The following is a 24,677-nucleotide window of genomic DNA, read 5'->3' as shown; positions in this document are numbered from 1 at the left end:
GCCCCCGCTGTGCGACTGCTCGCCGCCCTCGCGCCCGTGGCCCTGCTCGTCGCGGCGCCGCTGCTCCCGGGCTGCGGCGGCGCCCCCGCGGCGGACGCGGGCGTGTGCGCGGGCGCCGGCGTCTGCGGCGCCCGCCACTGTGTCGCGGGGCGCTGCCGGCCGGCGAGCGCCCTCCCGTCGCCCATCGACGCGCGCCGGGTGCTGCTCGCGCCCGCGGACGTGGCCGTGCTCGCGGAGGACGGCGACGCCACGCCCGGCGTCCCCGACGCTGTCGCGCTCGGGCGCGCCGCGACCGGCGACGTCGTGCTGCTGCTCCGGTTCGCGCCGACCTTCGGCGTCGACGCCGACATCGCGAGCGCCTTCGTCGTCCTCGAGCCGACCCCCCTGGCGCCGCCCGCCGAGGGCGCGCTCACGCTCGAGGTGGCGCGCATCCTCGAGCCGTGGCGCTCCGAGACGGCGACGTGGGGCCGGCAGCCCCGCCTGTCGATCCCGGAGCCCGCCGCCGTCGTGCGGCGCCGCCCCACGACGCCGCTGCGGATCGACGTCACCGCGCTGGTGCGCGGCTGGGCCAGGCGGCGCCTGGACGACCACGGCATCGCCATCCTCGCGCCGGGCAGCGACGCCGTCGGGGCGGCGTACTCGATGGGGCTCTCCCAGGGCACCGGCCCGCTGCTCGAGGTCTACGTACGGTGAGCACCGGCAAGGACGACGAGGACGACGACCTCGGCGGGCGGCCCTCTCTCCCCCTGCCCCTCATCCGCCACGACGCCGGCCGGGTCAGGCCCACCACGCCGAGCGATCCGCCGCTGCCGAGCGACTCGACATCGCCCAGCGCCCCGCCGGTGCCGAGCGCCCCGACATCGCCCAGCGCCCCGATGTCCGCACGCGGCGCCCCGATGTCCGCGCGCGGCGCTCCCATGTCCGCGCGCGGCGCCCCCATGTCCGCGCGCGGCGCTCCCATGTCCGCGCGCGGCACCCGCGCCGATGACGACGAGCCCGCCGTCACGCAGCGCTCGGTGCCGAGCGGGCGCCCCTTCCCGCTCCTCCGCACCACCGCGCCGCCCCCGTCGACCGAGGCAGCCCCGCCCGCCGAGGCGCTGCTCAAGGTGAGCGACCTCCGCGTCTCGTTCACCGCCGACGGCCGCGTCACCCGCGTCCTCGACAGCGTCTCGTTCACCGTCCCGCGCGGGCGCACCGTGGCGCTCGTCGGCGAGTCGGGCTGCGGCAAGACGGTCACCGCGCTCAGCATCCTGCGGCTCCTGCCGGCGCCCTACGCCTCCATCGACGGCGGCTCGATCGAGCTCGAGGGCAAGGACCTCCTCGCGCTGGGCGAGCGCGAGATGCGCGCGGTGCGCGGCGGGAAGATCGCGATGATCTTCCAGGAGCCGATGACCTCGCTGAACCCCGTGTACACGGTCGGCGCCCAGATCGCCGAGGCGATCCGGCTGCACCTGCCCATGTCGCGCGGCGACGCCCGGCTCTACGCGGTGAGCCTCCTGCGCAAGGTCGGCTTCCCCGAGCCCGAGGTGCGCGCGAACAGCTACCCGCACGAGCTGTCCGGCGGCATGCGCCAGCGCGTCATGATCGCCATGGCCCTCGCGCCCGGCCCCTCGCTGCTCATCGCCGACGAGCCGACCACCGCGCTCGACATGACCACCCAGGCGCAGATCCTCGACCTGCTCGAGCGGCTCAAGGCGGAGACGTCGATGAGCCTCCTGCTCATCGCGCACGACATCGCCGTGGTCGGCGAGCTCGCCGACGACATCGTCGTCCTCTACGCCGGCGTCGTCGTGGAGCAAGGGCCGGCGCGCGACGTGCTCGCCGCGCCGTCGCACCCGTACACGCGCTCGCTCCTGCGGAGCATCCCGGCGCGCGGGTTCCGCCCGCCCCGCGTGCGCGGCGAGCGCTCGCTGCGCCTGCCGACCATCCCCGGCGGCCTGCCCGATCTGCGCGACCCGCCGCGCGGCTGCCGCTTCCAGGACCGCTGCGAGGCGGTGTTCGACCGCTGCCGCGCCGAGCCGCCGGAGCTCTATTCCGCCCCGCCCGCCCCCGCCCCCGCCCCGCCCGGCGCGGGGCACCACGCGGCGCGCTGCTTCCTGCTCGCGGGCCAGGGCCGCCCCGGAGAGGAGGGCGCGGCGTGACGCGCGACAGCGACTACCCGCTGCCCGCCCAGGGCGACGAGGCCGGCGCCGCCGAGGCGCGCGCCGAGAGCGCGCGGGGCGAGCGCCCGCTCGTCCAGGCCGAGCGGCTCTCGAAGCTGTATCCGGTGCGGCGCGGCCCCTTCGCGAAGCCGTCGTTCGTGCAGGCCGTCGACGGGGTGACCTTCCACGTGCACCGCGGCGAGACGCTCGGCCTCGTCGGCGAGTCCGGCTCCGGCAAGAGCACCCTCGGGCGCCTCGCGATCCGGCTCGTCGAGCCCACCGTGGGCCGCGTCTTCTTCGACGGCGAGGACCTCACCGACATGTCCGGCCGCGCGCTCCGGGCCATGCGCCGGCGGATGCAGATCGTCTTCCAGGACCCGTACGGCTCGCTCAACCCGCGCATGACCCTGCGCGAGATCGTCGGCGAGGGCCTCGTGATCCACCGCCTCGCGCGGAGCCGCGACGAGGAGACCGCGCTGGTCGAGGGCGTGCTCCAGAAGGTCGGGCTGCGGCCGGACATGATGGAGCGCTTCCCCCACGAGCTCTCCGGCGGGCAGCGCCAGCGGGTCGCGATCGCCCGGGCGCTCGCGGTGCGCCCGGACTTCATCGTCTGCGACGAGCCGGTGAGCGCGCTCGATCTCTCGGTCCAGGCGCAGATCGTGAACCTCCTGGAGGATCTCCAGGACGAGCTCGGGCTGAGCCTCCTGTTCATCTCGCACGACCTCCGGGTGGTCGAGCACGTGAGCCACCGCGTCGCGGTGATGTACCTCGGCCGGATCGTGGAGATCGGCCCGGCGAAGGGCGTGACCGAGCGGCGGCACCACCCGTACACGCGCGCGCTCTTCGAGGCGACGCCGTCGGTCGAGCGCGGCGGCAAGGCGCGGCGCCTGCTGCCGGGCGCGCCGGCGAGCGCGATCAACCCGCCCGAGGGCTGCGTCTTCCACCCGCGCTGCCGGAAGGCCGAGGAGGGCAAGTGCGACGTCGAGATCCCGCCGCTCGAGGAGCTCGTCCCCGGGAGCGGCCACCGCGTGGCGTGCTGGTACCCGGAAGTCGAGTGAGCGAGCGCGACCCCGATCGGGATCCGTCGCCTGCCCGCGTCGGCCCATGCTGGCACATCCTCCGGCGTGATGTGCCACGCGCTGGCCCGGCTCCTGCCTCGATCCGCGCGTTTGTCGCGAGGCACCTCTCTTGCTGTCGGCCCTCATCCGCCGCGCGCGAGGAGCGCAGGCGAACGCGGAGAGGTGATGAGATGACGAGCAACATGCTTCGAGCCCTGATGGCAGCCCTGCTTTCCAGTGCGTGCCTGATGGGGTGCACCAAGGGCGACAACGACGGCGTTGGCGGCAGCGGCGGCACCGGCGGCGACGACTCCGGCACCGGCGGCGACGACTCCGGCGCCGGCGGCGACGACTCCGGCGCCGGCGGCGACGACTCCGGCACCGGCGGCGACGACTCCGGCACCGGCGGCGACGACTCCGGCACCGGCGGCGACGACAGCGGCGCCGGCGGCTGCGCCGAGGGCAGCGGCGGAGGCTGCGGCGAACCGCCGGACGAGCCGTGCGAGGTGCGCGACGTCGAGGGCACGATCCCCGGCGTGAAGATAACGATCGAGTCGAGCCGGTGCGTCTACCACGAGGGGGAGCCGGCGGAGTTCGTCTACACGGTCACGACCGACTCGAGCGTCCCCCCGATCGACCTCGCGGCCTCCACCGGCTGCGGGCGCTGCGTCGAGCCGACGAGCGATCCGCTCTCGTTCGTCTCCTACAAGATCAGCGGCTCCTCGTCCCAGGGAGAGCCGCAGAGCTACTGCCTGTGCGACGTGGGCTGCTGCCCTCCCGACGAGTCAGCGACCGTGCAGGTCGACGCGACGACGGTGACGCAGTCGATCCTCTGGTCGGGGCGGCAGTGGAACGGGCCGTCCGACACCAGCAATCCGGAGGGCGACTTCTTCGCGCCGGGGAGCTACGAAGTCGAGGTGACGTTCGACGGCAAGGAGCAGGGCGTCGTCACGGCGAAGCTGGGGATCGAGATCTACCCCTGAGGCGTCCCCTCAAGTTCTTCGAATAATTCACAGGGAGGCGGGGAGACGGGGAGGGAAATCTTCAAATACTCCCTGTCTCCCTGCCTCCCTGTTCAATTTCCCCGCTGAAAACGGCTGCAACATCAGGGGATTCGTCGGGATCTACCCCTGAAGCACGGCCGAGGCGAAACCCGCAAGCAGCCAGCGGCCCAGGGTGGCACAATCGATGGCCCAGGGTGGCGGGAGCCGCGGCCTGTACTGCCGAGCCCGTGCGCTCTTCGCGGGACATCTCCCTTGCTGCCGATCGCGCGCCGCCGCAGAAAGGCGGGGTGGCGCGCGGAACGGAGAGGTGAGGGAATGGCGAACGAGATGCTTCGAGCTCTGGCGATAGCGTTGCTGTCCGGTGTGTGCGCGATGGGGTGCGGCGGCAAGGAGGGCGGCGGGAGCGGTGGTGGCGGCGATGGCAGCACCAGCAGCGGCGGCGACCGCGGGGTGCCGCCCGGGGCCGAGCCGTGCGCGGTGCGCGACGTGGAGGGCACGATCCCGGGCGTGACGATATCGATCGAGTCGAGCCGGTGCGTCTACTGGAGGGGCGAGCCGGCGGAGTTCGTCTATACGGTCACGACCGACTCGAGCGTCCCCCCGCTCGACATCGCGGCCTCCGACGGGTGCGGGCGCTGCGTCGAGCCGAGCGCGGATCCGCGCTCGTTCGTCACGTACCAGATCACCGGGCTGTCGACGGCGGGAGATCCACAGCAGTACTGCCTGTGCGACACGGGGTGTTGCGCTCCCAACGAGGCGGCGACCGTGCAGCTCGACGCGACGACGGCGGCGCAGACGATCCGCTGGTCGGGGCGGCAGTGGACCGGGCCGTCGGACACCGACAACCCGGAAGACGAGTTCTTCGCGCCGGGGACCTACGATGTCGAGGTGACGTTCGACGGGCAGGAGCAGGGCTCCGTGACGGCGAAGCTGCCGATCGAGATCGTCCGCTGATCTCGCGCGTCAGCGATCCCGCCAGGGCTTCCCGGCGCGAGGCGGCGCCGTCGCGGCTTGCGCCGGGGTCGCCCGAGCTTTCTGCTAAGGTCCGCCCCCCATGCACGCCTGGCGCGGACACTCCTTCGGCTCCCCCGAGCTCCTGGTCTGGGAAGAGGTGAATGACGCCCCGCTCGCCGAGGGGGAGGTCCGGATCGAGATCGCCGCCGCGGCGATCAACTTCCCCGACGTGCTCTTCACCGCGGGCGCCCATCAGGTCAAGCCGACTCCGCCGTTCACCCCCGGCTTCGAGGTGGCCGGCGTCGTCGTCGAGAGCCGCGAGCCGTCGCTGCCGCCGGGCGTCCGCGTGGCCGCGACGCTCCCCGGCGCGGGCGGGTACGCGACGCGCGTCGTCGCGGGCCGGCGCACGACGTACACGCTCCCCGACGGCATGCCGTTCGAGGACGCCGCGGCGCTGACCATCACGTACCAGACAGGCTATTTCGCGCTGCACCGGCGCGCCGGCCTCAGGCCGGGCGACACGGTGCTCGTGCACGCCGGCGCGGGCGGCGTCGGCAGCGCGGCGATCCAGCTCGCCAAGGCCGCCGGCGCGACCGTCATCGCCACCGCCGGCGGCAAGGAGAAGGCCGCGATCTGCCGCGCCCTCGGGGCGGACCTCGCGATCGACTACCGGAGCGAGGACTTCGTCGCCATCGTCAAGGACCGGACCGCGGGCCGAGGGGCCGATATCGTCTTCGATCCCGTCGGCGGCGACGTCTTCGAGCGGTCCACGCGGTGCATCGCCTTCGAGGGCCGCATCCTGGTGATCGGCTTCGCTTCAGGCCACTTCCCCGCGGCGCGCGCCAACCACGTGCTCGTGAAGAACTATTCGGTGATCGGCTTCTACTGGGGCACATACAGCCGCGCCGAGCCCGCCCTGACGCGGAGCGCGCAGGACGAGCTCTACGCGCTCTACGGCCAGGGCGCGATCAAGCCGCTCGTCTCGGCCGCGCTGCCGATGGCGGACGCCAGGGCCGCCATGACGGCGGTCGCGTCGCGCGCGACGACCGGCAAGGTGGTGCTCACGACGGGGCGATGAGGAGGGGCGCCGCCGCCGCGGCACCTGCGGGCGGCAGCGGCGGCGCGGAGGAGAGGGTCAGTTGCAGGCGGTCCCGGTGGACGTCACGGGCAGCTCGCCGAGCGTGTCCTGGTCCGCCGTGGTCAGGCCGAAGCCATAGGGGAACAGCGCCTCGCCGCCATCGTTGCGGTTGACGCGCTGGCACTCGCTCCCGGGCCACGAGAACGAGAGCTTGCCCTTGAACTCGCTCACGCCGAACAGCACGTCGGCCACGCCGCCGCCCTCCGAGCCGGGGAGCCACGCCGCCACGAACGCGTCGGAGGCGTTCAGCTCCTTGTTCACGTAGAGCGGGCGGCCCGACACGAACACCGTCACGATCGGCAGATCCGGCTTCGCCGTGCGGATGGCCTGGAGCACCTGCAGGTCCTCGGGGTGGAAGAGCGCGTGCTCCAGCGTCTTCGCGTGCGCGATGCTGTCGTCGGGGTCCGTCCCGGGCTGGATATCGCCCTTCATCTCGGCGTAGGGCGTCTCGCCGATCACCACGATCGCCGCGTCGAAGTTCCCCGACGCAGCGGCGGCGCCGTTCGCGCTCAGGGTCGCCTGGCCCCGGCCCGACACGAGCGCCTGGATCCCGGCGAAGATGGACGTGGCGCCCGGGAAATCAGCGTTCGTGTTCTCGGTGCCCTGCCACGTCCGCGACCACCCGCCAGCCTGGTTCGGGATGCTGTCCGCGGACTTGCCGGCGACGAGCACCTTCGCGGCGGGGTCGAGCGGCAGCACCCCGCCCGCGTTCTTGAGCAGCACGAGCGACTTCCGCACCGCCTCGCGCGCGAGCTCCCGGTGCTCCGCGGCCCCGAGCACCGCCTGCTCCCCGGCGAACTCCCGCGTCGACGGGGCGCCCTTGGTCTTGTGCGGGCCGAGCAGCCCGGCGCGCATCTTGACCCGCAGGATCCTCCTCACGGCGTCGTCGACCCGCTCCTTCGTGATCTGGCCCCCGTTCACCTGCGCGAGGGTGTTCGTGTAGAACGCCTTCCAGTCGGTCGGGACCATGATCATGTCCACACCGGCGTTGATCGAGGCGGCGCACGAGTTGTTGGTGCAGCCCGTCACCTGCCCGTGACCGTTCCAGTCGCCGATGACGAAGCCGTCGAAGTGGAACTTCTCCTTCAGCACGCCGGTGAGCAGATCGCCCTTCCCGTGCATCTTGTCGCCGCGCACCCGGTTGTACGACGCCATGACCGTCTGCGCGCCCGCGGGGATGGCGGACATGTAGCCCTGGCCGTGGATCTCGCACAGCTCGGTGTCGGTCGACAGGTTGTTCCCCTGGTCATCGCCCTTGTCGGTGCCGCCGTCGCCGATGAAGTGCTTGGCCGTCGCGATGACGCGCGAGGGCCCGAAGAGATCCGCGCTGCTCGCGGCGCCCTGGATGCCCTCCACGACCCGGCCGGCGTAGGCGTTCACGATCTCCGGATCCTCGGAGTAGCCCTCGTAGGTGCGGCCCCACCGGTCGTCGCGCACGGTGGCGAGCGTCGGGGCGAAGGTCCAGTCGATCCCGGTGGCCGCGACCTCCTTGGCCGTCGCGGCGCCGATGCGCTCGAGCAGCTCGGGGTCGCGCGCGGCGCCCAGGCCGATGTTGTGCGGGAAGAGCGTGGCGCCGCGGACATTGTTGTTCCCGTGCACCGCGTCGATGCCCCAGATGATCGGGATGCCCGCGCGGCCGCCGCTCGTGTCCACCGACGCGTTGTAGAAGGAGTCGGCCATCGCGACCCAATCCGCCGCCGTCGCGTTCTTCTTCGCGCCCGGCCAGGAGCCGCCGCCGTTCAGCACCGAGCCGATGTGGTACTGCTTGACCTCCGCCGGCGTGATGCTGCCGATCTCGGCCTGCACCATCTGGCCGACCTTCTCCTCGGGGGTCATCCGGCCGAGCAGCTCGTCGATGGCCGCCTCGATCGCCGGATCCTGCGCGATCGCGCTGTGCACCTCGGGCCAGCCGGCGTCGCAGGGCAGGAGGCCCGCGCTGTCGCCGGCGCCGCTGCCGCCGGCGCCGCTGCCGCCCTGGCCGCTGCCGCCGGTGCTGTCGCCGGCGCCGGTGCCGCTGCCGCCGGTGCCGCTGCCGCTGCCGCTGCCGCTTCCGCTGCCGCTGACGCTGCCGGCGCCGGTGCCGCTGCCCGACCCCGTCGACGAGCTGGTCGAGTCACCGGAGGTGTCGTCCCCGCAGGCGGCCGGCGCGATGACAACAGCCGCCGCCATGATCCATGTCGAATACCGTGTGAGGCGCATGGGTGCTCCCCTCTTTCGTCAGTGAGATGAAGGATGAAGGATGAAGGATGGACTCTGAGGTGAACCGTGACCGTCAAGCAAAGCGTCGATCGGGATGAGCCCCGCGCCGCCCGCTCGCGAGAGAACCGAGCACGAAGGCCCATGGGAGGCCTCCGACTCTCAGGCCTGGAGGTCACCCCTTGCTCCAGGCCGGTCGCCGCCCTCGCGGCGAGCAGGGAGCTCGCACAGGCAGGATCGCGCACGCGCCCGGCCGGGCAGGAAGAGCCCTGTCGAGCGGCGCGCCCGAGCAAGGCCGAGAGCCGAGCGGGCGCGTGGACGTGCGGAGAACCGAGCTCCACGCGATGGGTGTAAGACAACACAAGAAGAACGGGAACGTTCTAATCCATGAATGGACCCGCACGCAAGCCCCCCTCACGCGAACGCGGGGCCGTCGTCGCTCTCCCCCGGCGCTGGCACTCTGCGTTAACCCGCCGCCGCGCCGCCGCGGGGTGACCTGGAACGCGGGCCAGGCGCGGCCCTCGTGGCGCGCCGCATGACACGGCGCGTCCTGGAACGCCACCCCATAAACCATGGTCCGAGTCGGGCCGCAATACGCAAACTTGATGGCGCAGCGCGATAATCCAACCGTGGCATAACGCCACAACCGATGCAGGAGGCCACGGCCTGCCTCGCGAGCCGACAGGACGCGCGGCTTTTCGGCCGCTGGCAGTGGATTTGCAAAGCGTTGCCCGGAACCGTGGATTTGCAGATCACGTGGACGCGTCGACCGCGTGAACCGCGTGGAAGGCGCAGATCACCGCGACCCATTTCGGGGGAGATGCTGACGATGCCGAGACGCCCTCACCTTGCGATTGCCGTGCTCATGCTTGCGTCCGGGCTCGCCGCGGGATGCGGCCAGGCGGACGCGCCCCCCTCGAATCAGGGCGCCCCGCCGGGGCAGGAGAAGAAGGTCGATACAAAGATCCTCGAGAAGGGCGCAGAGGCGCTCCAGGACCTGAGCCCTGTGCGGGCGATCGACCACTACCTGGACGGATTCCACGTGATGAAGGACAACCCGGACCATCACATGGAAGCCCACCATTACTGCAAAGGGATCAACGAAGAGTTCACGCAGTGTGTGATCTTCGACGGCAACACGAAGGACGCGAACATCATCGGGGTCGAGTACATCATCTCCGAGGGCATGTTCGAGGGCCTGGCCGAGGAAGAGAAGAAGCGCTGGCACCCGCACAATTACGAGATCCTCTCAGGCCAGCTGACGCTGCCTGGCGTCCCGGCGGTGGCCGAGAAGGCGGCGCTCAAGAAGAAGATGAACAGCTACGGCAAGACGTGGCACATCTGGGATACCGGTCACCTGGGACATCCCGCCGCGCACAACCTGCCGGTCGGCGAGCCGCTCCTCGCCTGGTCGTACAACCGCGATGGGGAGATGCCGGCCGCCCTCGTGGAGGCGCGCGACAAGCGCGCCGAGATCAGCACCGCCGAGAAGCGGAAAGAGCGCGCGGATCTCGCCGCGGTCGCGAACCCGCAGCGGGGCGTGGACGATCTCAAGTCCAGGTTTCCGAACGCCACCGGGGCTCCGGAGGGCGTCCGGGCGAAGTGACGCCGCTGCGGGCGCGGCTGACGACGACGGGCGGCTTACCCGAACGATAGCCGGCGGACGAGCTCTGGCGGCGGCCGCCGGGATTCAGCGAAAGCGAAATCCGCCGATGTGGCAATCGTAAAATCTTGCATCCACTGTCGGCGGCATTTACCGGCGCGGTCGCGCCCGCTTATTCTCCGCGCATGCTCTTTATTCCCCGGACTTCGGTCCGTCTCTTCATGACCACCGGCGCGCTGCTCCTCGCGCTCACCGCGTGCGGCGACGACGACTCCGAAACAGGCACAGGCGGCGCAGGCGGTGAGGGAGGCAACACCAGCAGCGGAACAGGGACGGGCGGCGACGGCGGCAGCGGCGGCGCGACTGGCACCGGCGGCGAGGGCGGCGCGACAGGTACCGGCGGCGCGACTGGCACCGGTGGCGAGGGCGGCGCGACTGGCACGGGCGGCGAGGGCGGCGCGACAGGTACCGGCGGCGAGGGCGGCGCGACCGGCGCCGGCGGCGCGACTGGCGCCGGCGGCGAGGGCGGCGCGACCGGCGCCGGCACTGGCGTCGGCGGCGCGGGCGGCGATCCCACCACCACCGCCACCACCGGCGTCGGCGGCACGGGCGGCGATCCCACCACCACCGCCACCACCGGCGTCGGCGGCACGGGCGGCGATCCCACCACCACCGCCACCACCGGCGTCGGCGGCACGGGCGGCGATCCCACCACCGCGACGGCCGTCGCTGTCGGCGCGGGCGGCGCGGGTGGCGAGTCCACCACCGTCGGCGCGGGTGGCGCGGGTGGCGAGTCCACCGCCGTCGCGGTCGGCGCCGGCGGCGCGGGTGGCGAGTCCACCACTGTCGGCGCGGGTGGCGCGGGTGGCGAGTCCACCGCCGTCGCGGTCGGCGCCGGCGGCGCGGGTGGCGCGGGCGGCGAGTCCACCACCGTCGCGGTCGGCGCCGGCGGCGCGGGTGGCGAGTCCACCACCGTCGCGGTCGGCGCCGGCGGCGCGGGTGGCGACGTCACCACCGTCGGCTCGGGTGGCGCGAGCGGCGCGGGCGGCGCGGGCGGCGACGTCACCACCGTCGGCGCGGGTGGCGCGGGTGGCGCGGGTGGCGCGGGCGGCTGGGGCGGCGGCACCGGCGAGGGCGGAGACGGCGGCGGCGACGACGAGCCCACACGGTGGGCTGAAGTCGAGCCGTTCCTGCTGACGAAGTGCGCGCCGTGCCACACCCGCGGGGACGCGTCGTCCAGCGGCTTCGCGATCACCTACGCGTCCTCGCAGATCATCGCAAACTCGACCCCGTGCATCGGCGTGGACGCGGAGGGGCAACCCGTGACGATGACGCAGGGCGAGTGCGCCAAAATTCGCATCCTCAGTGGCTCCATGCCGCGCGGCAAAGGATGCTCCGGCGACCCGTCACGCGACGCCGACAACGCGGCGTGCCTGACGGCCTCGGAGCTCGAGAAGCTCATCGACTGGATCGACGACGGTCAGTTCGATTGACGAGGCCAGGCGCGGCCCCCGCCGCGCCTCACTTCACCTCGGCTGCTCCGAGAGCGCGCCGTCCTCGTAGGCGCGGATGAGCCGCTCCAGGATCTCGATCTCCCGCGCCAGCGCCTGGTCCTCCGGCGTGCCCGCCCGGAAGGCTCGGCGCGAGGTGCGCGACGCGCGACGCGCGGACAGACCCGACGGCTCGCCGCGCGAGCGCGCGGGCCTGCTCCGCCGCGTTTCCCCTTGCGACAGCGCAGCACCCGACTACGCAGTGCACCCGGGGGGTCGTATGCAAGCGTTGAGGCCCATGGACCCCGGCCTGACGCCGGGGCTCGAGGGAGGCGGCTCCGCCAGGGCCGATCGCCTGGCGCGAGGCGCCGGCCCCCTGCTCCAGGGGCAGAACCGGATCCTCCGGATGGTCGCGTCCGGCGAGCCGCTTCCGCGCGTGCTCGACGAGCTCATCCGGTTCATGGAGTCGCAGTCGAACGACGCGCGCTGCTCCGTCCTCCTCGTCGACGGGTCGAGGACCCACCTGCGCTGGGCCGCGGCGCCCAGCCTGCCGGAAGCGTACAACCACGACGTGGACGGGCTGCGCATCGGCGCCGTGAGCGGCTCGTGCGGCACCGCCGTGTTCCGCAAGCAGACCGTCATCGTCTCGGATATCGAGCGCGACCCGCTGTGGGAGCGCGCGCGCGACCTCGCGCTCTCGCACGGCCTCAGGGCGTGCACCTCCGCGCCCATCCTCGACGGCCAGGGCGAGGTCCTGGGCACGTTCGCCTTCTACTACCGCGAGCCGCGCGGGCCGAGCTCGCGCGACCTCGGGCTCATCGAGATCTCCCGCGATCTCGCGGGGATAGCGATCGAGCGCAGCCAGAGCGATGCGCGCGTCGAGGAGGCGCTGCGCGCCCGCGACAACTTCCTCGCCGTGGCGTCCCACGAGCTGAAGACGCCGATCGCGACCCTGCTCCTCCAGATCACCTCGCTGGAGCGGCTCCAGCGCGCGGCGGGGGCGATCCCCATCCGGGAGATCGCGCCCAAGCTGGGCAACCTGGAGCGGCAGGGCAGGAAGCTCCTCAAGCTGGTCGAGCAGCTGCTCGACGCCACGCAGCTCCTCTCCGGCCGGCTCGAGATCGAGCGCGCGCCGATCGACCTCACCCAGACGGTGCGCGAGGTCGTGGACCGGCTCCTCGACGGCGTCGCGGAGGTCGCGCCGGAGGTCGAGATCCACGCGGAGGGCCCGGTGGTCTGCGAGGGCGACGGCTTCCGCATCGAGCAGGTGGTGGTGAACCTGCTGTCGAACGCGTGGAAGTTCGGCCGCGGGGCGCCCGTCGAGATCACCGTCGAGCGGGACGACAGCGCCGCGCGCCTGCTCGTCCGCGACCACGGCATCGGGATCGCCGCGGCGGACCAGGCGCGCATCTTCCAGCAGTTCGAGCGCGCCGTCTCGGTGCGCAACTACGGCGGCCTCGGCCTTGGCCTGTGGCTGACGCGCCAGCTCGTGGAGAGGATGCGGGGCCGCATCTCCGTGCAGAGCGAGCTCGACGCCGGCTCCACCTTCACCGTGGAACTCCCCCTGCCCCATGAGCAAGTCTGTCCTGATCATCGATGACGACGTCGACCTGGCGACGACCCTGGCCGAGACGCTGTGCGAGCTCGGGTACGAAGCGACGCCCTACTTCAGCGGGCGGGAGGCGCTCGACCGCCTGTCGGAGGGCGCGCGGCCGGGCGTGATCCTGCTCGACCTGATGATGCCGAAGATGAACGGCTGGAAGGTGTGCGACGAGCTCAGCGCGGTCCCCGGGCTCGAGGAGATCCCGGTCGTGATCATGACCGCCGCGTCGAACATCAAGCAGCCGATGCCGACGCACGCGCGCGAGGTGATCAGCAAGCCGTTCGAGCTCGACGCGCTCCTGAAGACGATCGACGCCGCGTGAGGCAGGCGCCCGCGCCGGGAGCGGCCCGGCGCGGCCCGGCGCGGTCGCCGGCTCGGCTCAGCGCGGCCCGCTGACCTCTTTCACGACGAGCTCCGGATCGGCGTCGATCGCCTCCTGCGTGAACAGCACGGGCCGCCACGCCTTGCGCGAGAACAGCTCGGTCTGGTCGGCGAAGTAGGGCGACGCGGGGTCCGTCGACTGCGAGTAGCTGAGCAGCGCCTCGGCGCGGGGCCCGCCGCTCGTGTGCTCGACGACCATGATGAAGCTCGAGCCGAAGTTGATCGGGTAGCCCGAGGCGGTGAGCCCCGTCGCCTCGTTGATGAACTCGCCCGCCTCGAGCCGGGGCAAGAGGGTGCTGTTCCGGCCGCCCGGGGAGAAGCCCACGATGTTGGTCAACCCTTCCCGGCCGCTCCCGCCGTGGATGGGCACGATGTCGTCGCCCTTGCGCGTGAACTGCGCGTCGCCGAGCGGCGTGCTCGGGTCGAACCCCGCCTCCGCGAGCGCGAGCGTGGCCTGGGCCAGCGCCACGAGGATCGGGTCCAGGCCCTCGGCCGGGGCCTCGACGAGGCCGCGCGGGGTCTCGAGCGGGTCCTCGGGGTCGAACGGCTGCGCGTAGAGGTGGCCCGCGTCCATCGTGTCGCGGTTCGAGAACCGCCCGAGCAGCTCGCGCCACACGAGCGCGCCGGTGCTCTCCAGGTCCATCCGGCCGTCCCACGACGCGAGCGCGAGGCACGCGTCGGCGACGTCGACCGCCTCGCCCTCGACGTCCACCGGGGCCGCGCCGTCGCAGCGCTCGACGACCTGCGCGAGGAGGCGCTCCGCCGTGATCCCCCGGTTGCTCAGGATGGCCTCCGTGAGCTCCTCGCGCGAGAAGAGGCCGTCCTTGCCGGAGGCGGCGTCCTCGCCCTCCTCGGTGAGCAGGACGAGGTTCATGCGCGTGCGCGCCGAGATGGGAGCGCCCGGCGTGCCGAAGAGCATCGGGTAGCCGGTGAGCGGCTCGGCGGGGTTCGTGAGCCAGGGCGTGTCGTTGGCGTTCATCACGAAGTCGGTCCGCGCGAGGGACGGCACGTCGCCCCACGGCACGAGCCCGCCGGCGCCCTGCGTCTCCGGCCACTCGTCGCGCTCCTTGCTCCCGTCGAGCAGCACGATGCCGGAGCTCGCGAGCACGCCGGTGAGGCCGTCCCGCTGGAGCGCGCTCTTGTAGGCGCTCACCGTCGCGTCGCTGAGGTGCGGCACGCGCGAGCCGTCCATCAGCAACGCCTCGCCGTCGGCGCTGACGGAGGTCGTGAAGACGAAGGGGATCCCGCGGAGCTCCTCGTGCAGGCGCCGGAGCTCGTCGAGGCTCTTCGCGCGGTCCATCCCGAGCCACTGGTCGAGGACGGTCGAGTTGTCCTCGTTGGCGTCCCGCAGGGCGAACGCCTGCTCCGTGGACCAGCCGAGCACCGAGGCCCCGAGCATCGGGCCGTGGTGGCTCCGGTACATCACCCGCGACACCTGCGCGACCGAGCCGTCGTCGGACAGGACATCGATGGTGTGCTCGCGGCGCTCCATCGCCCGGGGCTTGCCCTCGTGGATGTAGGTCGTCGGGTCGTCCGGATCGAGCGTGAGCCGGTAGACGGTGAAGTGATTGGCCGGGGAGACGGTATGCGTCCACGCGACGTGCTCGTTGAAGCCGATGTTGATGACCGGCAGCCCCGTCAGGGCGACCCCGTACACGTCGAGCTGGCCGGGGATCGTGAGGTGGGCCTCGTGGAACCTGAGCTCTCCCTCCCAGGGGAAGTGCGGGTTCGCGACGAGCATCCCCCGGCCGCCCTCGGAGCGCTCGCGGCCGATCGCCCAGGCGTTGCTGCCGAGCCCGAGGCGGGTGAAGTCCGGCAGGTCGAGCGCGCGCACGCGGACCCTCTCGCCCGGCGCCGGCGGCGCGGCGCGGCTGAGGTAGTCGAGCAGCTGCAGGCTGCCGGAGAACATGTTCACGTGGAGGTAGTACGCGGCGAGGTCCGCGGGGCTGATCGGCTTGACCCACGCCGCGCCGGCGCAGGGGGCGGGCAGGCCGTCTGCGCCGGTCTCCTCGAGGTACCGGTTGTAGCCCGCGGCGTACCCGTCGATGAGCGCCCGCGCTTCGGGGGACACGCGCTCCAGCAGGCGCTCGCCGCGCTCGGTCACGCCGAGCGCCAGGTAGCTGAAATCGCTGTCGACGTTGGCGTCGTCCTCACCGGGGCCGAACGTCTTCGCGCGCTCGCTCCGCACCTTCACGATCTGGTCGGCGAGCGTGCAGACGAAGTCGCGCGCGCCGGCGTAGGCGAGGCCGAACCCGATGCTGCCGAGGTCCTCGGCGAGGATGTGCGGCACGCCGTGGCTCGTCCAGCGGATGGTGGCCTGATAGTCCCCCTGCTCGACGGGAACCGGCCGCACGCCGGACTCCTCGCTGCACGCGGCCAGGAGGCCGAGGCAGCTCAGCCCAGCGATGATTCTACCGTACATACAAGAATTCTCCTCGGGTTCAGGATCTGCGCCGGGAGAGATAGCCCACAGGGAGACGGGACGATGTGAAGAAATGGACCAGCGGATACCGGCGTGCCCTCGTGATCGAGCCGCCCCGTCGGATCGGGCGAGATCGGGCGCTCGACCGCGGCGCGCGCGGGCTCCGAGGCCACGTGCGGTGCGCCGGAGCGAGCGCGGCCCGGCGCGCGGCGGGCACGGTTGATGGAAGCCGTCGACGCTGTGCAATGCTCGCTCTCCACCGGCCCGCGGGCCGCGGACCAGGCGGCGCGCCTCGCGCGCGCGGCCGCCGCGATGGCGCTCGCCGCCCTGCTGCTCGCGCCGGGGTGCGTCCGCGAGGCGGCGAAGGAGGCGGCCAGCGGCACCCTCGAGGCGCTCGACCGAGGCGCGCGCGGGCTCGTCGCGCCGGCCGGGGGATCGGGCGAGGGGCCGGCCGGGGGATCGGGCGAGGGGGCGGCCGGGGGCGCGCCGCAGCGCGAGCGCCCGCTCGTGGGCGCGCTCGTCCACGACGCGGTCCGGGCGGGCGCGGCGGAGATCGGGCGGCAGGCGGGGACGCTCGAGCCGATCATCGCGCAGACGAGCGAGGCGGTGAGCAGCGCCGTGGTGCAGGGCGCCCTCCAGCACGACCAGGCGCTCGTCACCTTGGTCGAGCAGGGCTCGGGCGCGGCGGCGAGGGCGGTGGCGCGCGAGGGGACGGCGCAGCTCGTGGAGCAGCTCGCCGGCTGCCCGGACGGCGATCCGGGGTGCTCGAGCGCGGCGATCGAGCGGGCTAGCCGCGCGGCCGCGTCGGGCTTCGCGGACGGCCTGGGGCGGGCGATCAAGCCCTGGATCGTCGGCCTCGCGTTCGGCGGGGGCTTCCTGCTCGCCGCGCTGATCGCCGTCGCCATCGCGGCCGTGTCGAGGCGGCACGAGCGCTCCGCCACCCACGGATGACGGGCGCGCGGGCCGGGCGCCTCGCCCGCGATCGCGGGTCGCGCGCCGCGCCGAGGACCTTCGCGCGCAAAAGGCGCCGTGATACGCGCAGGCGATGACGCCGGGGCAGCGGATCGCGGGCCGCTTCGAGCTCGAGCGCCAGACGGGAGCGGGCGGCATGGGCGCCCTCTACCGCGCCGTGGACCTCGAGACGGGCGCGCCCGTGGCGGTGAAGATCCTCTTCAACGGCCAGGAGGCCGACCTCTCGCGCTTCGCGCGCGAGGCGAGGATCCTCGACCAGCTCAGGGATCCGGCGGTCGTCCGGTACATCGCGCACGGCGTCACCGGGGCCTCGCGGCCGTACCTCGTGATGGAGTGGCTCGACGGCGAGGACCTCGCCGCCCGCCTCGCGCGCGCCGAGCTCACCGTCGCCGAGAGCCTCACGCTGGTCCAGCGCATGGCCGGCGCGCTCGCGGCGGTGCACGCGCTCGGCGTCGTCCACCGCGACATCAAGCCGAGCAACATCTTCCTCTGCGACGGGCGCGTCGAGCTGGCGAGGCTCATCGACTTCGGCGTCGCGCGGCCGCAGAGCGTCACCGCGGTCGTCACGCGCACGAACTCCGCGGTGGGCACGCTCGGCTACATGGCCCCGGAGCAGGCGCGCGGGAGCGCCGACCTCGACGCGCGCGCCGACGTGTTCGCCCTCGGGTGCGTGCTCTTCGAGTGCCTCACGGGCCAGCCGGCCTACGCGGGGGGCAACCCGATGGCGGTGCTGGCGAAGCTGCTGCTCGCGTCGCCCCCGCGGGTGCGCGACGAGCGGCCCGACGTGCCGGACGACATCGACGCCCTCGTCGAGCGCATGCTGCGCCGGGAGCCCGCGAGGCGGCCCGCGGACGGCGCGGCGCTCCTCGCCGAGCTCGAGGCGCTGGGCCCGCTCACCCCGGAGCAAGCCGCGCTCAGGGCGCCCGAGAGCCACGCGAGGCCGGCGCTGACAGCGGGCGAGCAGCGGTTCCTGTCGGTGCTGCTCGCCGGCAGCGAGGGCGGCGAAGAGGGGGCGGGCGGCGCGGGCGGCGCGGGGGACGCCGGAGCAGCGGCGCCCGGCGAAGCGGTGGGCGCGGCGAGCGCCGCGGCGCCGGTCACGGCAGCCGCGCCGGTCACGGCAGCGGCCGCGCCGCGCGGGGTCGCGGAGACCCGGGAGCCGCCCGGGCCTCGCCAGCCCGTAGTGGATCCGTCGACGTGGACGCTCGTCGCGGAGACACCGACGGCCCCGGCGCCGGACGGCAAGGAGGTCGCGCTGGGCGCCCTCGTGGCCGATCACGGCGGGGAGCTCGATCGCCTCGCCGACGGGACGTGGATGGCGACGTTCCTGGGCGCGCCCCGGAGCGCGGGCCTGGGCGCGCAGGAGGGCCAGCGGTCCTCGTCCACCGGCGGGACCGCGACGGACCACGCCGGCCAGGCCGCCCGTTGCGCGCTCGCGATGCGGGCGCTCCTGCCGGGGGCGCCGATCGCGCTCGCGACGGGGCGCGGCCGGGTGCGCGGGCGCTCGCCCGCCGGCGAGGCGATCGACCGCGCCGCCCTGCTCATCGAGGAAGCGCGGCGCGCCCGCGCGGCGGGCGGGGCGGCCCCGGCGATCCGCGTCGACGCGCTGACGGCGGGGCTGCTCGAGGGCCGCTTCGAGATCGACCGCGCGGTGGACGGGGGGCTGCTCCGGGCCGAGCGGGCCGCGCCCGAGGCGGCGCGCACCCTGCTCGGCAAGCGGACGCCCTTCGTGGGGCGGGATCGCGAGCTGCGCGCGCTCGAGGACCTCTTCGTCGAGTGCGTCGACCAGCCGGTCGCCCGCGCCGTCCTCGTGACCGGGGGCGCGGGCGTCGGGAAGTCGCGGCTGCGCAAGGAGCTCGAGGACCGCGTGGAGCGCGCGGAGCACGGCGGCGCTCCGGCCGAGATCTGGCTCGGCCGCGGCGAGCCGATGCGGGCGGGCGCGCCGTTCGGGCTGCTCGGGCAGGTCGTCCGGAGGTGCGCGAGGATGCAGGACGGCGAGCCGATCGAGGCGCGGCGGCAGAAGCTCAAGGACCGCGTGGCGCGGCGCGTGGCCGAGGGGGAGCGCGCCCGCGTGGCCGAGTTCCTCGGGGCGATGGTGGGGACGCCGTTCCCGGACGAGGAGAGCGTGCAGCTCCGCGCCGCGCGCCGCGATCCGGTGCTGATGGGCGACCAGCTGCGCCGCGCGTTCGTCGACTTCCTCGATGCCGAGTGCCGGTCGCAGCCGGTGGTGCTGCTGCTCGAGGACCTGCACTGGGGCGATCAGCCGTCGCTGGAGTACGTCGGCGCGGCGCTCCGGCTGCTCCCGGGCCGACCGCTCTTCGTCGTGGGCTTCGCCCGGCCCGAGGTCGACGAGCTCTTCCCGCGGCTCTGGGCCGACGCCGAGGCCACGACGATGCGCCTCGGCGCGCTGCCGCAGCGGCCGTGCGAGCGGCTCGTGCGCGAGGTGCTCGGCGCCGCGGCGGACGACGCCACGGTCGCGCGCGTCGTGGCGCGCGCCGCGGGGAACGCTTTCTTCCTGGAGGAGCTCGTGCGCGCCGTGGCCGAGGGGCGCGGCGACCACCTGCCCGACACGGTGCTCGCGATGGTGCAGTCGCGGCTCGAGGGGCTCGCGCCCGAGGAGCGGCGGGTGCTGCGCGCGGCGTCGGTGCTCGGCCAGGTGTTCTGGCGGGGCGCGGTCCAGGCGCTGCTCGGCGGCGAGGGCCGCGCCCCCGCGCTCGACGCGTGGCTGTCGGGCCTCGCGGCGCGCGAGTGGATCGCGCGCCGCCCCGAGTCGAGCCTGAAGGACGAGGACGAGTACGCCTTCCGCCACGCGCTGGTGCGCGAGGCCGCCTACGACATGCTGACCGACGAGGACCGCGCGCTCGGCCACCGGCTCTCGGGCGGCTGGCTCGAGGCCGCGGGCGAGCACGACGCGGCGGTGCTGGCGGAGCACTTCGAGCGGGGCGGGGAGCGCGGCCGGGCGGCAGACTGCTACGTGAGGGCGGCGGAGCAGGCGCTCGCGGGCAACGATCTCGGCGGGGTGGTCCGCTCGGCGGACCGCGCGATCCGCTGCGGCGCGGCCGGCGAGCTGCTCGGGGTGGTGTCGCTCCTGCGGGCCGAGGCGCACCGGTTCCGCGGCGAGCTCGAGGACGCGGAGCTCTGGGCGACGGAGGCGCAGGCGCTGCTGCGCGAGGGCAGCCCTGGCTGGTACGCGGCGCTGAAGGTGGCGACGACGGCCGCGCTGAAGCTGAACCGCGCGGAGCGGGTGCCGGCGCTGCTGGCGGCGCTGCTCGCGCGCTGGTCCGACGACGCGCCCGAGCCGCCGCAGGTGGCGGCGGTGGCGTGGGCGGCGGCGCTGCTGTTCCTGACGGGCCGGTACGCCGACGCGGCGGCGCTGATGGCGCGGGTGGAGCCGGTGGCGGACCGGTTCGCCGGGGATCCGCAGATCGCCGGCACGATCGCGTGGAGCCTGGCGGCGGCGGCGCTGTTCGTGGAGGGGGATCTCAACCGGCACCGGGCGCGGCTGGAGGAGGCGATCGCGTGCTTCGACAGGTCCGGGGATGTGCGGGGCGCGTGCGGGCAGCGCGCGAACGCGGGCTTCGCGTGCAACGAGCTCGGCGCGTACGGCGAGGCGGCGGCGCTGCTGCGGCCGGCGCTGCTGGACGCCGAGCGGATGGGTCTGCGCAATATAGCGGCCTCGGCGCGGCAGAACCTCGGGGTGGCGCTGGCGCGCCTCGGCGATCTCGCGGAGGCGCGCGCGGTGCAGGCCGACGCGGTGCGGTCGTTCGCGGCGATGCGGGAGTCGCGGATGGAGGGGGCGTCGCGCGCGTACCTGGCCGGCATCCTCCTGTCGGCGGGCGACGTCGCGGGGGCCGAGGCGGAGGCGCGCCGCGCGGTGGAGATGCTGGAGGTCGCGAAGCCGCTGTTGCCGTACGCGCTCGCGACGCTGGCCGACGCGCTGCTCGCCGCCGGGCGGCGGGCCGAGGCGCTCGCGGAGGCGGGCCGGGCGGCGGAGATCCTGAAGGAGATCGGGCAGTTGGAAGAGGGCGAGGTGCTGGTGCGCGCCGTCCACGCGGAGGCGCTCTGGGCGACCGGCGACCGGGAGGCGGCGCGGGCGTCGCTCGCGGAGGCGGAGGCGCGGCTCGCGGAGCGGGCGGGGAAGATCGCGGATCCGGCGTGGCGGGCGAGCTTCCTGGAGCGGGTCCCGGAGCACGCGCGGACGGCGGCGCTGCGGCGGGCGTGGGATGCGGCGTGAGGTCAGGTCGGCGTGAAGGGATCTGGGGCGTCCTGGCGGACGGGCCGCTTGCGCGCAAGCGGCGGATGACCTGAAAGCGGTTTGCCTGAAGTCGAGTAGATGACAGCGCTCGGCAGACCGTCTGGCCAGGCCCCTCTGCGCTCCCCTGAGGTCCCATTATGAGGCGTACGGGGGGGCGTGTCGCAAGGCCTCTTTTGAACGTCGCATTCTGGACTGCTCGTTCCAGAATGCTCCGCCTGCGCTCCCCATGAGGGCTCCTCTCACGAGGCGCCCAGGGGGACGTGTCGCAAGACCCCTTTTGAACGTCGCGTTCTGGACTGCTCGTTCCAGAATGCTCCGCCTGCGCTCCCCTGGCGCGACCGGCGCCGCCGTCGTGCCATGTGCGCGATCCCGCACGAACCATCCCCGCGGTCATTCTCCGCCGTTCCGCCCACTCGGTGACCTGTCGCACCCTCCTCCGCCGCCCTACCCGCTGCCCAGCGGCCTTCCGTCCCCTCTGCCGCTCCAAAAAAATACTTCGCCGGCATGTCGAGCCGGCGCGTCGAGCTCCGACATCCAGGCGAGGCGCGGTCGCGATGACCCCGCCGCCCCCATCCCACCGCCGGGCTCGCCCCGGCAAGGAGCCCTGACGATGGCCACCACGCAGAAGATCAAGACGTTCCTCTGGTTCGACAACAACGCCGAGGAGGCGGTGCGGCTCTACACGTCCCTCTTCAAGAACTCGCGGATCGTCGACGAGCTCCGCTGCGGAGACGCGGGGCCGGGGCCCAAGGGCTCGATCATGACCGTCGAGTTCGAGATCGAAGGCCAGCGGTTCGTCGCCATGAACGGCGGCCCGCACTTCAAGTTCAACGAGGCCATCTCGCTCGCCGTCACCTGCGAGACGCAAGCGGAGGTCGACGAGCTCTGGAGCAAGCTCACCGCGGACGGCGGCGCCGAGAGCCAGTGCGGGTGGCTCAAGGACAGGTTCGGCCTTTCCTGGCAGATCGTCCCGTCGGCGCTGCCCCGGCTCCTCCAGCACCCGGAGCCGGCCAAGGCGGCGCGGGTCATGCAAGCGATGATGCAGATGAAGAAGATCGATATCGCGCAGATCGAGGAGGCCGCTCGGTAGGCGCCCTCGGGCCCCCTGCTGCGCTGTCCGGCCCAGCAGGCCTTCCCGAGCGCGTGTCCGGGGGCGCGGCGATCTCCCGGTCACCACCACCCCCTACCCGGGTGTGACCGTCGATACGTCGTGGCTTGGCGGCTCCGTCGTGCCCTGCATACACGAAGCGTGGTTCTTCGGCTGCGGCGTCGTCACTGCCGGACAGCTCCGGTATTCCCTGCGCGCGACGAGGATGTCCCCGGACACGCGGATCTACGTCGGGGTTGGGCTCCGGGCAGGCGCTGAGGCCCGCTTGTCGTCGCGCCTTGCCGCACAGCTCACCGCGGACCTGCTGGTCAACGCCCGCCGGCCTCGTCTCTGGTTCGACGACGGTGAAGCAGCGTTCGCCGGCGCGGCTTCGGGCATCGTCGCGCTGCGCTTCGTCACTTCATTCTGAGCAGCGCGCCACGTTCACCGGGCGGATGCTGCTCGCCAGGATGTCACCCCGACGGGGACCATCGCGGTCGAGAGGCGCTCGACGGCTACCGCGCTCATCTCCCTCAGTCTTCGCACCGCGCACATCGCCGCCCGTCGTCGGGGCGGCGTCTATCCGAACTCGGGATTCCGCGCGCGCGGTGGTTCCGGCTGCACCGGCTGCCGGTCGAGGCAGCAGATGAGGTCATGACCCCGCTTCCTGCGTGCGGCCGGGTGCTCCTCATCCTGCTGCTGTGGCGCCTTCGGCCTGGCGCCCGCTCCACACGCCGCACAAGCATCAACGGGCTCAGGGCTACTCCGCGAGACAGCAGAACGTCATCGCCGTGCGCGGCGCGACACCGCCCGTCGGCTCCCCGCCGCCAGGCGCGCAGCTCCCGGGCTGGATCTCGACGACGCTGGCCGACTTGCTCCCGAGCGCCGTCCCGCGGGGAACCGCGCCGCAGAACGGCGCCTCGGACGACACCCGCGCGCTGACCACGACCTGCGAGCACCTGCTGTCGCTGTAGGCCGAGGCGATGACGCTGCACTCCCCGCCGGTCGGATCGCCGCACGTGCAATCCGTGCAGGCGCGCGTGTCCTCCGCGTCCTCGTAGTAGACGTGACGCTCGGAGTAGGGCGAGAACGACGGGCATTCGTCGACCTCGCCGTTATGGATGATGCAGGTCAGGAAGCCGCCCGGCGGCGCCGTATTGCCCTCCGGCGGTGCCGGGGCGCAGGCCGCCCCGGGGTCGGCGCACCGACCGATCGCGGTGCCGATGCACGCCCTGGCGTACGTCGCCCAGCGGACCGCCGGAGGCGCCGGCGGTGCCTCCGCGGGCCGCGGCGAGCAGGCCCCCGCCACCGCGCGCGGCGCCGGGATCTCGAGCGACTGCGCGCACGGCCCACCCGCGCAGGCTGCCCCGGCCGGGATCGCGCTCTCCGCCGTGCACGCGCCGTCCCATCCCTCGGGCGCCGCAAAGGACGTCCGCTCCGCGCCGGGAGCGGCGTCGCACGCCCGCGTGTCGCGGGCACCCCACGCCTCCGGCAGCTCGCACGAGGCGTCTGGCGGATCGCAGGCGCAGGCCGCGCACCGGTGCGGCTCGACAAGGACATCGCCGTGGCCCTCGTAGCCCAGGACCGGCGCCTGAGGCGGGCACTCCGGCGCCGCCTCGTCCGGCGACCCGAACCAGAGCAACAGCGGCTCGAACCACCCGAGCGGCCTGCCGGGCACGCACTGCCCCCGGCAGGATCGCGCGTCGCCGCTGCCCTCCTCGTCCGGCGCGCCTGGCTGATCCGGCGGATCGGGCTCGCCGGGCGTGCCTGCATCCTCGCAGCCCTCCGCGCCGGGGCCCGCCTCCTCGCAGCGCTCCGCCCGGTACCTCTCGAGGATGGCGCTGCACAGCTCTTCCTGGGGCGTTCTCGGGTCGTCACAGACGAGGATGAAGCGCTCGGTGCAGCCGCCGGCCGCGACCCCGGCGGCTACCAGCGCCGATGCCAGGCTCCCCAGCAGCGTCATCGATTGCAGAGCACGCCGACCCATCAAAGCACCTCGCAACATCGAGCTCCCGCGGGCGACGTCACCCGCACACAGGCGCAGCGACACCGCCGCTCCGGCTGCGAGAAGAACACGCCCCGAACGCGCCGGGAAGAGGCGGTGCGCGCTCGATTCGCGCTCCAGCACCGCCACGCACCTGGAGTTCATGCATTCCGTTGTTCTCAGCAAAATTCTCCACAATTCGCCATCGCTGAGATTCCTTTCCATCGCGCCCTTTTTGTTCAAGCGACGGACGATTTCGACACGAGATGCGTGATGTCGCCGGAATCATCTTGATGGACGAGTTCCCATCCCGCTCCTGGCCCCTGCCGGGCAGAGCGAGGCCGGCCTGGCGATCGCGGTGGCTGCCCTGACGGCCGCTGCCGGGCTGGATC

17 protein-coding genes are annotated in these 24,677 nt (G+C 73.5%); 14 read left to right on the top strand and 3 right to left on the bottom strand.

The window, feature by feature from the left end:
* The first annotated feature begins 9 nt into the window (after positions 1-9).
* From WME89_RS50720 to WME89_RS50695, 6 genes are all read left to right on the top strand, one after another.
* Positions 10-693, top strand: coding sequence for a hypothetical protein (locus WME89_RS50720; protein WP_438006698.1), 684 nt, complete (start codon positions 10-12; stop codon positions 691-693).
* A gap of 413 nt (positions 694-1,106) precedes the next feature.
* Positions 1,107-2,141: an ABC transporter ATP-binding protein gene (locus tag WME89_RS50715; RefSeq protein ID WP_438012072.1), complete on the top strand. Its 1,035-nt coding sequence runs from the start codon at positions 1,107-1,109 to the stop codon at positions 2,139-2,141.
* Positions 2,138-3,199 (top strand): ABC transporter ATP-binding protein, encoded by a 1,062-nt coding sequence (locus WME89_RS50710; protein WP_438006697.1) that lies wholly within the window; start codon positions 2,138-2,140, stop codon positions 3,197-3,199. The genes WME89_RS50715 and WME89_RS50710 overlap by 4 nt, the downstream gene beginning before the upstream one ends.
* A gap of 218 nt (positions 3,200-3,417) precedes the next feature.
* Positions 3,418-4,182 carry a hypothetical protein gene (locus WME89_RS50705; RefSeq protein ID WP_438006696.1) on the top strand — a complete coding sequence of 255 codons (765 nt, stop codon included), beginning with the start codon at positions 3,418-3,420 and terminating at the stop codon, positions 4,180-4,182.
* Positions 4,183-4,530: 348 nt separating this feature from the next.
* Positions 4,531-5,157: a hypothetical protein gene (locus WME89_RS50700; protein WP_438006695.1), complete on the top strand. Its 627-nt coding sequence runs from the start codon at positions 4,531-4,533 to the stop codon at positions 5,155-5,157.
* A 100-nt stretch (positions 5,158-5,257) separates the two neighbouring features.
* Complete coding sequence (locus WME89_RS50695) at positions 5,258-6,235, top strand: NADPH:quinone oxidoreductase family protein (RefSeq protein WP_438006694.1); 978 nt, start codon at positions 5,258-5,260, stop codon at positions 6,233-6,235.
* A gap of 57 nt (positions 6,236-6,292) precedes the next feature.
* Here the strand turns inward: WME89_RS50695 and WME89_RS50690 are convergent, their stop codons facing one another.
* A complete protein-coding gene (locus WME89_RS50690; RefSeq protein WP_438006693.1) occupies positions 6,293-8,494 on the bottom strand; it encodes a glycoside hydrolase family 3 protein in 2,202 nt (733 codons plus the stop codon).
* Positions 8,495-9,356: 862 nt separating this feature from the next.
* On the opposite strand from WME89_RS50690, the gene WME89_RS50685 reads away from it, so the two are divergent.
* The 4 genes from WME89_RS50685 (at position 9,357) to WME89_RS50670 (ending at position 13,509) form a co-directional block, all read left to right on the top strand.
* Positions 9,357-10,097: an OBAP family protein gene (locus WME89_RS50685; protein ID WP_437667704.1), complete on the top strand. Its 741-nt coding sequence runs from the start codon at positions 9,357-9,359 to the stop codon at positions 10,095-10,097.
* A gap of 182 nt (positions 10,098-10,279) precedes the next feature.
* The gene (locus tag WME89_RS50680) at positions 10,280-11,587 is read left to right on the top strand and encodes a hypothetical protein (protein ID WP_438006692.1); all 1,308 of its coding nucleotides are present in this window, start codon (positions 10,280-10,282) and stop codon (positions 11,585-11,587) included.
* 295 nt (positions 11,588-11,882) lie between these two features.
* Positions 11,883-13,184, top strand: coding sequence for a sensor histidine kinase (locus WME89_RS50675; RefSeq protein WP_438006691.1), 1,302 nt, complete (start codon positions 11,883-11,885; stop codon positions 13,182-13,184).
* On the top strand, positions 13,156-13,509 hold the full coding sequence (locus tag WME89_RS50670) for a response regulator (protein ID WP_437306247.1): 354 nt from the start codon (positions 13,156-13,158) through the stop codon (positions 13,507-13,509). The genes WME89_RS50675 and WME89_RS50670 overlap by 29 nt, the downstream gene beginning before the upstream one ends.
* 57 nt (positions 13,510-13,566) lie before the next feature.
* On the opposite strand, the gene WME89_RS50665 is transcribed toward WME89_RS50670, so the two are convergent.
* Positions 13,567-15,990 carry an acylase gene (locus WME89_RS50665; protein ID WP_438006690.1) on the bottom strand — a complete coding sequence of 808 codons (2,424 nt, stop codon included), beginning with the start codon at positions 15,988-15,990 and terminating at the stop codon, positions 13,567-13,569.
* A gap of 222 nt (positions 15,991-16,212) precedes the next feature.
* On the opposite strand from WME89_RS50665, the gene WME89_RS50660 reads away from it, so the two are divergent.
* From WME89_RS50660 to WME89_RS50645, 4 genes are all read left to right on the top strand, one after another.
* Positions 16,213-16,941 (top strand): hypothetical protein, encoded by a 729-nt coding sequence (locus tag WME89_RS50660; RefSeq protein WP_438006689.1) that lies wholly within the window; start codon positions 16,213-16,215, stop codon positions 16,939-16,941.
* Between the two features lie 94 nt (positions 16,942-17,035).
* Entirely contained in the window at positions 17,036-21,193 is a 4,158-nt protein-coding gene (locus WME89_RS50655; protein ID WP_438006688.1) for a serine/threonine-protein kinase, read from the top strand.
* A gap of 631 nt (positions 21,194-21,824) precedes the next feature.
* The gene (locus tag WME89_RS50650; RefSeq protein WP_438006687.1) at positions 21,825-22,304 is read left to right on the top strand and encodes a VOC family protein; all 480 of its coding nucleotides are present in this window, start codon (positions 21,825-21,827) and stop codon (positions 22,302-22,304) included.
* A 103-nt stretch (positions 22,305-22,407) separates the two neighbouring features.
* Positions 22,408-22,731: a hypothetical protein gene (locus tag WME89_RS50645; RefSeq protein ID WP_438006686.1), complete on the top strand. Its 324-nt coding sequence runs from the start codon at positions 22,408-22,410 to the stop codon at positions 22,729-22,731.
* A gap of 330 nt (positions 22,732-23,061) precedes the next feature.
* Here the strand turns inward: WME89_RS50645 and WME89_RS50640 are convergent, their stop codons facing one another.
* Complete coding sequence (locus WME89_RS50640) at positions 23,062-24,288, bottom strand: hypothetical protein (RefSeq protein WP_438006685.1); 1,227 nt, start codon at positions 24,286-24,288, stop codon at positions 23,062-23,064.
* Positions 24,289-24,677: the final 389 nt, after the last annotated feature.

Origin of the sequence: Sorangium sp. So ce321, assembly GCF_051530195.1 — a bacterium.
Taxonomy (GTDB): Bacteria; Myxococcota_A; Polyangia; order Polyangiales; family Polyangiaceae; genus Sorangium.
Note: the sequence above shows the minus strand (reverse complement) of the source record. Positions and strands in the feature narration are given on the sequence as shown.

Bases quoted from the DNA above. Each gene is read 5' to 3' on its own strand.
- WME89_RS50705 (WP_438006696.1), top strand. From the start codon at position 3,418: ATGGCAGCCCTGCTTTCCAGTGCGTGCCTGATGGGGTGCACCAAGGGC.
- WME89_RS50700 (WP_438006695.1), top strand. From the start codon at position 4,531: ATGCTTCGAGCTCTGGCGATAGCGTTGCTGTCCGGTGTGTGCGCGATG.
- WME89_RS50695 (WP_438006694.1), top strand. From the start codon at position 5,258: ATGCACGCCTGGCGCGGACACTCCTTCGGCTCCCCCGAGCTCCTGGTC.
- WME89_RS50690 (WP_438006693.1), bottom strand. From the start codon at position 8,494: ATGCGCCTCACACGGTATTCGACATGGATCATGGCGGCGGCTGTTGTC.
- WME89_RS50685 (WP_437667704.1), top strand. From the start codon at position 9,357: ATGCTTGCGTCCGGGCTCGCCGCGGGATGCGGCCAGGCGGACGCGCCC.
- WME89_RS50680 (WP_438006692.1), top strand. From the start codon at position 10,280: ATGCTCTTTATTCCCCGGACTTCGGTCCGTCTCTTCATGACCACCGGC.
- WME89_RS50675 (WP_438006691.1), top strand. From the start codon at position 11,883: ATGGACCCCGGCCTGACGCCGGGGCTCGAGGGAGGCGGCTCCGCCAGG.
- WME89_RS50670 (WP_437306247.1), top strand. From the start codon at position 13,156: ATGAGCAAGTCTGTCCTGATCATCGATGACGACGTCGACCTGGCGACG.
- WME89_RS50665 (WP_438006690.1), bottom strand. From the start codon at position 15,990: ATGTACGGTAGAATCATCGCTGGGCTGAGCTGCCTCGGCCTCCTGGCC.
- WME89_RS50660 (WP_438006689.1), top strand. From the start codon at position 16,213: ATGGAAGCCGTCGACGCTGTGCAATGCTCGCTCTCCACCGGCCCGCGG.
- WME89_RS50655 (WP_438006688.1), top strand. From the start codon at position 17,036: ATGACGCCGGGGCAGCGGATCGCGGGCCGCTTCGAGCTCGAGCGCCAG.
- WME89_RS50650 (WP_438006687.1), top strand. From the start codon at position 21,825: ATGGCCACCACGCAGAAGATCAAGACGTTCCTCTGGTTCGACAACAAC.
- WME89_RS50640 (WP_438006685.1), bottom strand. From the start codon at position 24,288: ATGGGTCGGCGTGCTCTGCAATCGATGACGCTGCTGGGGAGCCTGGCA.